The 11,060-nt window shown below is 58.3% G+C and carries 9 protein-coding genes; 1 reads left to right on the top strand and 8 read right to left on the bottom strand.

The window, feature by feature from the left end; translation table 11 throughout:
• Window positions 1-205: 205 nt before the first annotated feature.
• The 8 genes from AC24GY_RS29180 to AC24GY_RS29145 form a co-directional block, all read right to left on the bottom strand.
• On the bottom strand, window positions 206-631 hold the full coding sequence (locus tag AC24GY_RS29180; RefSeq protein WP_487690337.1) for a hypothetical protein: 426 nt from the start codon (window positions 629-631) through the stop codon (window positions 206-208).
• A 144-nt stretch (window positions 632-775) separates the two neighbouring features.
• A complete protein-coding gene (locus tag AC24GY_RS29175; RefSeq protein WP_487690334.1) occupies window positions 776-1,327 on the bottom strand; it encodes a hypothetical protein in 552 nt (183 codons plus the stop codon).
• A 108-nt stretch (window positions 1,328-1,435) separates the two neighbouring features.
• Entirely contained in the window at window positions 1,436-2,071 is a 636-nt protein-coding gene (locus AC24GY_RS29170; protein WP_487690331.1) for a hypothetical protein, read from the bottom strand.
• An 887-nt stretch (window positions 2,072-2,958) separates the two neighbouring features.
• Window positions 2,959-4,224, bottom strand: coding sequence for a hypothetical protein (locus tag AC24GY_RS29165; protein WP_487690329.1), 1,266 nt, complete (start codon window positions 4,222-4,224; stop codon window positions 2,959-2,961).
• A 518-nt stretch (window positions 4,225-4,742) separates the two neighbouring features.
• Entirely contained in the window at window positions 4,743-5,867 is a 1,125-nt protein-coding gene (locus AC24GY_RS29160; protein WP_487690325.1) for an AAA family ATPase, read from the bottom strand.
• 533 nt (window positions 5,868-6,400) lie between these two features.
• Window positions 6,401-8,227 carry a phosphoenolpyruvate carboxykinase (GTP) gene (locus AC24GY_RS29155; protein ID WP_422319858.1) on the bottom strand — a complete coding sequence of 609 codons (1,827 nt, stop codon included), beginning with the start codon at window positions 8,225-8,227 and terminating at the stop codon, window positions 6,401-6,403.
• 224 nt (window positions 8,228-8,451) lie between these two features.
• Window positions 8,452-9,267: an SGNH/GDSL hydrolase family protein gene (locus AC24GY_RS29150; RefSeq protein WP_487690320.1), complete on the bottom strand. Its 816-nt coding sequence runs from the start codon at window positions 9,265-9,267 to the stop codon at window positions 8,452-8,454.
• Window positions 9,268-9,269: 2 nt separating this feature from the next.
• Entirely contained in the window at window positions 9,270-9,989 is a 720-nt protein-coding gene (locus AC24GY_RS29145) for an SGNH/GDSL hydrolase family protein (RefSeq protein WP_487690318.1), read from the bottom strand.
• A 390-nt stretch (window positions 9,990-10,379) separates the two neighbouring features.
• On the opposite strand from AC24GY_RS29145, the gene AC24GY_RS29140 reads away from it, so the two are divergent.
• Entirely contained in the window at window positions 10,380-11,015 is a 636-nt protein-coding gene (locus AC24GY_RS29140) for a 3-keto-disaccharide hydrolase (RefSeq protein WP_487690315.1), read from the top strand.
• Window positions 11,016-11,060: the final 45 nt, after the last annotated feature.

Raw genomic sequence — 11,060 nt, 5'->3', positions numbered from 1 at the left:
TTATTTAAAACGCTCTAAATCTTCAGGGAAATCGAAGGATTCAGGCGGTGGATGACGGGCGTGGTGTTGCGGAGGTCTTGATTTTGGCAAGGGAATGGAGAGCAATGGAATGGGCTGAATTCAGGTGGCGACAGACGATGATTCTGTCGATCTTTTGCACCCTAAACCCGTTTTCATGGCGTCGATGATGTTGCGCCCATGAAGGTCACGGAGGAGTGGGGTCATATTCCTTGCGGTCGTTAATTCTGATGACGTCGTCGTGAAGGGCGTATACCAGAACTCGATCATCCATTTCATTGAACCACCAAAGCATGTAGCCGTTGTCTAGAGTCTGCCTCCATTTACCCTTGTCTGTAAATCGTTTCAGGTAGAGTGCGATTTTTCTCCGTCGGTCGACGGAGACTTTCCGTCCGCTGGGGTCATCATACCAGACAGCCTTGATGCGGCCATGCCCCTCATAAAGAGCCACCGAATAACCCGCTGCATCCACCCGGGCCATGTGCCCATCCTCCTCGGTCGTTGTCTCCTGCACTTCTCCAAGCTCGCTGAGCCGATTAAGACCAGCGGCAAAGGAGGATCCCAAACCGAAATGCGGAGTGCAAAGATTGATGGGCCAGATGCTCCGTATCATGGACTAGGGGGCTGGTATTGCGGGTGGGCTGGAACCTCTCGGATCATGCGACGGCGAGCGGGAAACGTCGATGAGACGACAGATGCCAAGCGAGCCGTTGCCTGCATCCGTTTTTGTTCGCCCTTGCTCCTGCGGTGGTCGTGATCATGGCTTCTGAGTTGTGGGGGCGGACGCCGGCTCAACCGTAAGCCAAAGAAAACACCGAAAGGTCTCCGACTGGTCCTTCTTGTGCAACTCCAGCTTCTCAAATGAGGGACGAACGATTTTCATTCGGTGCTTTCCAAGCGCCTGATTCAGCGCTGTCACCGTCGGCGTGGCCATGACGGCCTGCGAAAAGCATGTGTGGAGAGCGGTCATCTTGGGGTTATGCATGTTTCCCGCTGAGAGCCGTGCAGCCTTCAGCTTTTCTGGTGCGATGCGCTCCATCTGCTCGAAGACCTCTCTCTGGAAGGTCGCATCCTCAACCAACCGGTGAATGGTGAGCATCTGAAGTGAACTCAGATGACCAGCATTCGAAAGGGTTTCGATGGAGTCTGCAATGGACTTGGTGTCTTGATCAGCATCCGACTGGTAAATCATCACATACCTGTCCCCGACAACGCCTTTGAGCTTTGGGACAACGTTAGTCTCCCATCCCGCAGAGGCGAGTCGGCCACAAACTACCATTGCAAACAGAGCCGTGCCAAAAGTGTTCATGGCGAGGGGTGCTATTGGTTGGGCGAACGCTTCGGATCAGGCGATGGCGAGAGGGAAGCGTCGATGTCACGACAGATGTCATGCGAGCCGTTGCCTGCATCCGTTTTGTTAGTCCCCAGCTTCCTTGGTGAGTTCCGGATCCTTGTTTTTTTCGAAAAGATTGGAAAGCACTATGTCACTTCCATAAATTACATGCGCAGCAATTCGTAGACGCTCAAGGACAGCCCTGTCGAAGAAGGACTTTCGCGCGGGGTTATGAACCAATTCATGCCGAAGTTCGAAGATTGATCGCAGACCTGCGACATCATCAGGGCTCCATGTCCATACCTGTTCGGGTGCATCTTTCACCCTCGCTTGCAGAGCATACAAGCTAGCCCAAAGTCCCTTTTCCATGAACTTCGAGAAAACCTTGTCAATTCTGTCTACATTCTGGAACGATTGAGCGCTGGAAACTAGCTCGAGAGGGTGAATCTGGTGGCGATAACAAGTTAGCAGATCGGCTATATCATACTTGTCTGGAAGTAGGTGCTTGAGCTGGGGCTCAAAAAATGCGGGTGAACAATACCGAAACAGAAAATCGAGCATATCACGATAATAAACCTCAATCGCAGTAACTGCGGAAATCACTGCTGAACGCTCTAACAAAGGAACAAACTGGATCTGGATAACTCCACCCAGAATTGCATCACCGGCATCTTCACACTGGGTAAATACTTCAAAAAAATTCTCGAAAGGCCGAGCCATTCGAGTTTTCCGATTGGCTCTTGCTTGGAGGATCTTCTGAAAATGCATAGCAGAGGTAAAACTACGATTGGTTAGGCTAACAGGAGGATCAGCAACAAAATTGTCAGGCTTGTCCCAACGCCTTTATGGCTGACGGTTTCGTTGTTCTATTGCGCAAAGCTAGCAAAAGTATCGATCAGCCCGCAAGACCTTTGTTTTTCTGCACCCTTTCGTCTGATAACGTGATCGAGAGCGCTATGCCGGCATGGAGGAGCAGCTGCGCAGGGCCATGGTCTCGTGGACGGATGCGCGGCGGAGCTCATTGCAGACGCTGCTGGTGGCCGTGGAGTGTGGCGAGGTGATGGGTTTGCTTTCCGGAGGGGTGGCCTGGGTACCAGGGTAGCCTCGCCGAGGCTCGGCAACCCTTCGCTATGTTACGTGACCCCGTTGGGGTCGGAGGGCGGCGGAGTGAAGAGACAGAAGATGGCGGCAGCCTGCGAAGGAGGTCGTGGGAGACTGGAGGGTGGGCTGAAGAAGAAGGACGGGCTTCAGCCCGCGAAAGCGGTGTCGGCGATGAAGGCTTGCGCCTTGCATCTTTGCCACCGCAGTCCAAGCGGAGGGACACAGAGTTTTGCGAGGAATCTTTTCTTCCGGGGTGTGCTGTCCGTGAACGCTGGGTGGCTGAAAGCTTCTCGCATACCTTCGGCATGCGAACCTGAACACTGAGATCATCATCGGCTGGTCCGGTGGTTCTCGCTCGGCAAGCCTCGCTTCACCACCGGCTCATTTCTTTGCTCCTTCCAGGAGCGAAAGCAGTGGTGGTGTTAAGTGAGGTTGAGACTTTTCGATGGTCTGGGGGAATTGGAGAGCGCTGATCGACAGACAGGAGTGTCTGTCGTACTTCTGAGTCAGGGTTTTGGGGTGGGCTTGGGTTTGAGGAAGAGGACTTCGGCGCGTTCGATCCAGCCTTTGCGGAGGTCCATGCGGAACCAGCCGTCGGTGTTCTTTTTGTTGATGCGGCAGCCGCTGCGGGCGCCGAATTCTTTGAGGTCGTACTGGGCCCAGGTTTTGCCCATGTCGGGGGACCAGATGATACCACACTTATAAGTGGAGGCGGGGGCGCAGTGGGTGGCGAGGAAGACGCCGTCCTGCACGAGCATGTTGGCGGATTCGAACATGGGGTTGAAAAGGAGGGTGTGCTTGGAGGTGTCGGTGATGTCCGAGGGGGCGCAGGTGAAGATGCCGCGGTCGTGGCGGTTGGCGATGGCGGGGCCGTTGGCGTCGGCGATCCAATATACTTTGTCGCCGATGAAGTTGATGCCGCCGCATTTGAAGCGGGAGTTTGAGTTGACGGAGATGAGGACTTTCCAGTCCCAGGTGTCGGCGGCGGCATTGTAGGTACCGCGCAGCCAGTGGCATTCGTTGCCGTGGCCGCGGTCGATGTCGCCGGTGCAGGCGTAGAAGGCGTTTTCGGCGGGGTTGTAGGTGACGTTGTGGACGTGGCGGGCGATGACGGTGTTATTCGGATCGCCAAGGAGGGGGGCGGTGGGTGGTGCGTCTTTTTGCTGGAACTTGGGATTTTGGCCGAAGGAATAGGCGAGCTTTACGGTCTGGCCGTTGTCGGTGGAGTAATAGATGTTCACGGGGACGGGGCCGCCGATGACGTTGCAGTAATTTCCCCAGACGAGCATTTCTTTGCCGTTCACGTCGAAGCAGTGCTCGCCATCGAGGGAGTGGAAGTACCAGCCGGGCTGATCGGGCCTGACGGGGGTGTGAGGACGGTAGTCGGTGCCGTCGGGTTTTTTGACGATGATCTCGCGATGGGTTTTGAGATTGTCGGTGGAGAGAAAGAGGTGCTCGCGGGTGGCGAAGACTATGCTGCCGTTTTTGAGGATGGTGCTGAAGGTGATGTTTTCCGCCTCTGGGAATTCGGCGGTGTGGGGCCAGGTGGTGCCGTTGTCTTCGGAGAGCATGATGCGGGTGCCTTTGAAGGCGAAGGCTTTGTTGTCCCGCTGGGTGTCGATGTAAGGGGCCTCGGGTGAGGGCATGCGGTAGAGGAAGTGCTCGGTCTCGCCGGTGATGGCTGGGGTGGGTTCGGCTTGGAGAGGGAGAAGCGCTGGGAGGAGGAGGGTGAGCGCGGCGGTGGTGGTGAGGAATGTGCGGCGGGTGTGCATGGCGGGAGTGGTGAGGGTGTGACGTGGAGCCGGAGAGAGGAAGAAGGAGGGAGACGCGGGGGCGAGGCTGGCTGTGGCGGAAGACTACGTGGGAGTGGTGGGTGTTCTTTGCTGTGCTGTGTGGGGATCATCTGAGGCATTGCGTCCTTCAGCAGGCTGCTGGCATGAATGGCCTTTGGTTTTAGTAGTTCGTAAAACGCATTTTCGGCATGGTGGATGCAAGGACGTTCGGTTTGCCGCAGAGGGGCAAAGAGGCAGAGGGAGCAGAGATGGAATTCTTTCTGTGCTCCCTTTGCTTTTTCACCTCCCAGAGTTTCTTGGGAGGGCGGATGCGATGGCTGTCGTTTTCGAGAGTTTCGCGGCATGAGTGAACTGGCAGGCCTGCGGAAAGCGGTAGCTGCGCTCGTTCCTCGCTGCGCAACCGCACTCCAAATGGGGAGCGGCTCGGCTGGGCCTGACTCAAAGAAAGCTCAGGGACGCTGGGTGATAAGGCTGAAGAAAAAGCCGGTGGACACTGCTCAACTGAGTGGCGGAACTTGTTCGACGTCATCTTCGTCGTCGAAGACGTAGCAGGCTTTTGAATTTTCCTGGCCGCGGAGGCGGGTGTCGCCGTGGCGCATGGTGAGTTCCTGGACGCGGACTTTGCAGAGGGTGGCGAGGATGGTGGTGAGAGTTTTTGAGTGGGAGATGATGAGGATCTGGGAGCGCTCGGAGGCTTTTAAGATGAGCTCTGCGAGGGCGGGGAAGACGGATTCGTTGAGGCTGGTTTCGGGTTCGTTGAGGACGAGGAGCGGGGGTGGGCGGGGACTGCAGAGGACGGCGGCGAGGCAGATGAACTGGAGGGTGCCGTCTGAGAGTTCGTGACCGGCGAGGGTGCGAGGGAGATCGTGGGCCTGCCAGGCGAGACGGAACCAGTCGCCACACTCGATGTGGAGGTTTGATCCGGGGAAGGCCTGCTGCAGGGCGGTGTGAAAGGCGGTGGCTTCGTTGGATTCGTTGATGGTCTGGATGACGGCGGGGAGATTGGAGGCGTCTTCTGCCAGGACGGGAGACCAGCAGCCGCGCACGGGGCGGCGTGCGGGGGCATCCGGATCTGTGCGCATGGAGTGATAGAAGCGCCAGCGTTCGAGGCTGAGGCGTGCATCGAGAAGGAGGGGGTAGTTTTGGAGATCGCGAATGAGCGCGAGCATGGACTCTGAGGAGCCGATGGGCTCGGTGAGGGTGTGCATGACGCCTTTGGCATCGGCGAGACGGACCTGGCAGCTGGAGCGTTTGGCAAGGAGCTTTTTGCCGTAGCGCAGGGCTTCGAGCTTGATGTCGGGGTCGAGTTTGAAGGCGGAGCGACTGAGGGGCATGAGGCCGCATTCGAATTCGTAGCCGAAGGTTTCGGAGAGGACTTCGGCGGAGAAGGTGGTGAGGCGGGCGTGCTCATTGTTGCCGGCCCAGAGGAGGCTGCGCATGCCGCCTTCGGCGGCGACGGCTTCGGCGAAGCCACCACGGGCGAGTGCGGAGAGGAGGCTTAGGGCGCGATAGACGTTTGTTTTGCCGACGCCATTGGCACCGCGAATGACGGTGACGCGGCCAAGGCGCAGACGGAGATCGCGCAGGGAGCGGTAGCCGGAGAGGCGGACGGAGTGGAGCATGAAGGGGACATCCAAGCGGGGGTGGGTGGGGATGTCCAGCACAGCGGCTGGTGGACGAGGCGGAGTTCTGGGTGACTCGTCCGGAACCTGCTAAAGCAGGTACTACAATACGTATGGTGTGGACTGCGACAGCGAATGGAGCGTACCATGCGCTGAGGGCTGATGGGGGAGGACTGAGGGCTGGCGCGGAAAGGAGGCTGAAGGATCTGTGGAGGTTTTTAGCGTGGGCGAGGGCTCAGAAAACCGCAGCACTCGGAGAGTGCGGACCAGTTCACACTGGGATTCATTTTGCCCTATGGGAGCGTCACGCCTTGGAAGCCAGTCATGCGCTTGATTCAGCTGCATTTTTGCCGTGACTTGATGCCCGCGCCAGAGTCGGGCGGTTTGGCGGAGGAGGCTTTAGGTGCTGGTGTCAACGCAGCGCGCCAAACACACCCAACCTACGACAAGAGCTGCACGGCTGTTCGAGAAACATTCGTTCTCGAACAGCCTTTAGAAGCGATGGATGGAATTTCGCCGAGGTGGCGGGTGAATCACATGCGGCAGATGAGGAGCTCGCGCTCGTAGATGAGCTCTTTGGGGAGATGGGTCTTGAGATCGATGAAGAGTTCTTCGTGGGAGAGGATCTCGGTGCGCCAGGCGTCGCGGTCGAAGCGCTGGAGTTCTTCGAATTTTTCTTTGGGGAAGTCGAGGCCTTTCCAGTCGATGTCGGCGTAGCTGGGCACCCAGCCGATGGGGGTTTCCTTGGACTTGCCGTGGCCGTTGGCGCGATCGACGATCCATTTGAGGACGCGCATGTTTTCGCTGAAGCCGGGCCAGAGGAATTTTCCTTCTGCGTCTTTGCGGAACCAGTTCACGTGGAAGATGCGCGGGGTCTCGCTGAGGGTGCGCTGCATGGAGATCCAGTGGCGGAAGTAGTCGCCCATGTTGTAGCCGCAGAAGGGGAGCATGGCCATGGGATCGCGGCGGACTTTGCCGATGGTGCCAGCGGCGGCGGCGGTCATTTCGCTGCCCATGGTGGCGCCGGTGTAAACACCGCCGCTCCAATTGAAGGCCTGATAGACGAGGGGCATGGTGGTGGCGCGGCGGCCGCCAAAGATGATGGCGCTGATGGGGACGCCCTCGGGTTTTTCCCAATCGGGATCAATGGTGGGGCACTGTGAGGCGGGCGCGGTGAAGCGTGAATTGGCGTGTGCGGCCTTGGTGCCTTTTTCCTTGGCGATGTCTGGCGTCCAGAGATTGCCCTGCCAGTCGGTGCATTGAGCGGGGGGGGTATCGGTCATGCCTTCCCACCAGACGCCGCCATCGGGTGTGAGGGCGACGTTGGTGAAGATGGTGTTCTTGCGCAGCGAGGCCATGGCGTTGGGATTGGTCTTGTCGCTGGTGCCGGGAGCGACGCCGAAGAAGCCTGCCTCAGGATTGATGGCGTGAAGACGGCCATCCGCGCCGGGTTTGATCCAGGCGATGTCGTCACCCACGGTCCAGACCTTCCAGCCTTTTTGAGCGAAGTGCTGGGGAGGAATGAGCATGGCGAAATTGGTCTTGCCGCAGGCGCTGGGGAAGGCGGCGGCGACGTAGGTCTTTTTGCCTTTGGGATCTTCGACGCCGAGGATGAGCATGTGCTCGGCCATCCAGCCTTCATCGCGGGCCATAGCGGAGGCGATGCGGAGGGCGAAGCATTTTTTGCCGAGGAGGGCATTGCCGCCGTAGCCGGAGCCGTAGCTCCAGATTTCACGAGATTCAGGGAAGTGGACGATGTACTTCTCCTTGTTGCAGGGCCATGGGACGTCTTTCTGGCCTTTCTTGAGCGGCATGCCCACGGTGTGCATGCAGGGGACGACGCGCTTCTTTGACTGATCGATCTTCTCGAAGACCTTTTTGCCGATGCGGGCCATGATGCGCATGTTCACCACGACGTAGGGGGAATCGGTGAGCTGCACGCCGATTTGTGACATGGGGGAATCGATGGGGCCCATGCTGTAAGCGAGGACGTACATGGTGCGGCCGCGCATGCAGCCATTGAAAAGCTTGCGCAGTTTTTCCTTCATTTCGAAGGGGTTCATCCAGTTGTTGGTGGGGCCGGCGCCGTCTTTGGAATTGCTGCAGATGAAGGTGCGCTCCTCGACGCGGGCGACATCGCTGGGGTCCGACTTGGCATAGAAGCAGCCGGGCCACGTTTTCTGATTCAATCGTGTGAAGGTACCGGCATCGACCATTTCATTGCACAGGCGGTCGTATTCGGTCTTGGAGCCGTCGACCCAGTAAATGCGGTCGGGCTTGCAGAGAGCGGCCATTTTACCGACCCAGCGCTGAAGATGGATGTTTTTACTGAGGGGTTTCGAGGAGGGAATCGGGGTCATGGGGTGGGGGTTTTGTGGATGGCAACAACATGCCGAAAGCATGCCAAGTGTCACGGTTGTTCATGCCACCAATCTTGGCGAACCCAGCGCAGCACTCAGCCCCCACGGAAGACCCTGCTGGATGTTTCCCGGCTTGCTCTCATCCTGCGCAGACACAGGAGCGCCCCCCAAGCGGCAGAGGCAAAGACCGCAGGGGATGGAATGTCTTTGTGACCTGAGGTGATTTACTTCAGCTGTGCTTCAATCGACTTCGCCACCTGCTGGCCCATGAGTTCGTAGCCTTTGGCGTTGAAGTGGACGTCCTGGGGATTGGCGATGCCGGCGAGCTGTGGAGCGAGGAAGGAGTAAAGATCATCGATGGCAATGCCGTGCTTTTTCATGACGCGGAGAGCTATCTCGTTTTTCTCGGCGATCTGGGCGACGATTTCGGGGCCGTCCTTGGTGTCCGGCGGAACGGGGGTGGTGGTGGCGAAGATGATCTTTGCGCCGGTTTGCTGCATGCGGGCGATGAGGGTTTCGAGGCGCTGCTCGTAGTCTGCGGCGGGCGTTTTGCGATCGTGGATGCCGAAGTTGAAGTGGATGACGTCCCATTTGCCGTCGCCGAGCCAGATGTCGATTTTCTTCACGCCGTTTGCGGTGGGTCCGCAGTTTTCGGGAGCGCGATGCACGTTGGCCTTGCCGGCCATGGCCTTGCGCACATCCTGGGTGTAGCCGCGTGAGATGGAGTCGCCGATGAGGAGGACGCGGGGGAGCTTGGGATCATCCTGCACGAAGTCCCAGGCATTGGAGCGACCGGCGATCTTGTCCTTCTTGTGCAGCGGGAGGTAGAAGCCATTGCCGAGGTTTTGCTCGAGCACGGTTTCCCATGCCTGCTGATCGGGCGGGAGCGTGGCTTTCAGGGCCTGATATTTTTCATCCACCGCCTTGTCTTCGGCGGCTTTTTTGGCTGCGGCTTCGGCGGCATTGGTGGGTTCGTTCTGGGTTTTGACCTGGGCGTGGGACAGGCTGGCGAAGGCGAGGAAGATAAGGGCGTATTTCATACTCATTTCTTTGGCAGGTTTTCGGCAATCACGGAAGCGACTTTTTCGGCGAGGTAGTGATAGCCTGAGGGAGAGTAGTGGACGTTGGCGGGGAGTTGCACGTCCTTGAGCTTGGCGGTGGCGTGGGCGCAGAGATCGTCGGTGGGGATGCCTGCGGCGGTCATGACGCGGGCGGCGACGTCGTTGTATTTCTTTTCATCGCCTTCGACGCGGCCATCGGAACCGGCGGGGACGGGTGTGGTGTTGCACCAGATGAGTTTGGCGCCGGTGGCCTGCATGATCTTCACGAGTTCGGCGAGGTTCTTTTCATAATCGGCGAGTGGCACCTGGAGATGGGAGCCGGGGGCTTTGGGGTCGGCGCGCTTCGAGGGATCTTCGGCGATGTATTTGAGATCGTGCAGGCCCCAGTTGAAGTGGATGACGTCCCACTTGGAGTCGCCGAGCCAGGCCTTGATGTTTTTGAGGCCGTTCGTGGTCGGGCCGCCGTTGGTGGGGATGCGATGGACGTTAGCCCTGCCTTTGAGCATCTCGCGGACGTCGAGGGTGTAGCCCATGGAGATGGAGTCGCCGATGAGCAGGACGCGCGGGAGGCCGGCGACGTCTTCGACTTTGGCGAGTGAGGGATGCGGGGCGCGCTTGGGGGCTTTCTTGGGCGCTGCGGCGGGAGTGTCTGCGGCGAGGGCCGTGCTGGCGATGAGAGCGAGGAGCAGAATGGATTTCATGTGGCGGATTTAAACGTTGGGCTGGTGAGGGAATATCAGGTTGTTGGAGCGATTTCGGATACTCGTCGACGTGCGGAGATTTGTGTCACCGCTAGGCGGTTCTACTGGGTGATAATGCCCGTTTGTCGGCATACCGTGGGTTGGCACCCACGGCTACGGTTATGTCAGCGCTACGCGCTTGTGGAAGTTATTCGGGAGGCGTGACTCTGTGGCCGTTCGTCCGGAGCCGCCTAAAGGCGGGACTACAAAACGTGAGATGGGTTTGCAACGTTGTGGAGCGAAGAGGAGGAAGGGCTTTCGGGAACTTGGTTTTGGCAATCGCTTTGAAAAAGATGCTGGCAAGTCCGTGCTCACGACGTTTGATGTCGCCAGTCATCCCCACCAACCCCTATGCGCACGCTGCTTTCCTTTCTCGCCATCGCTACATTCGCCACTGCCGCCGAGCCGGTCTTTCTGACGCTGGCTGATTTCACCGACACCAAGGATGCGGCACCATCGGGTGGTTGGACGACGGAGGGTGACAACACGATTCATCTCGTGGGCAAAGGCGGTGGAAACCTCATTTCGAAGAATGAGTACACGAACTTTGAGCTGGAGTGGGAATGGAAGGTGAACCCGAAGGGCAACAACGGCATCAAGTACTGGGTGACGAAGATCGGTGGCAAGGAATGGCTGGGCATTGAGTACCAAATGATCGACGACAGCGGGCATCCGGACGGGCTGAAGGGTGGATCTCACACGACGGCGTCGATTTATGACATCAAGGAGCCGGTGGAAGGGAAGCTGGTGAAGCCTGCGGGTGAGTGGAACACGAGCAAAATCGTGGTGCAGGACGGGAAGATCCAGCATTGGCTGAATGGCGCGCTGGCCTGTGAGGCTGACACGACGACGCCGGAGTGGCTGGAGCGCGTGGCGAAGAGCAAGTTTAAGAGCAAGGAAGGTTTTGCGCCGGGCAAGGGCAAGATCATGCTGACGGAGCACGGGGATGAGACGTGGTTTCGGAACATCAAGCTGACGGCGAAGTAGGTCTGGATGCTGGATGGCTGGATGGCTGGATTCTAGAGCATTTTA

It is taken from the genome of Prosthecobacter sp. Pr1 (assembly GCF_057652315.1).
The sequence above is the reverse complement of the archived record's forward strand: the minus strand, read 5'-3'. Positions and strand labels throughout refer to the sequence as shown.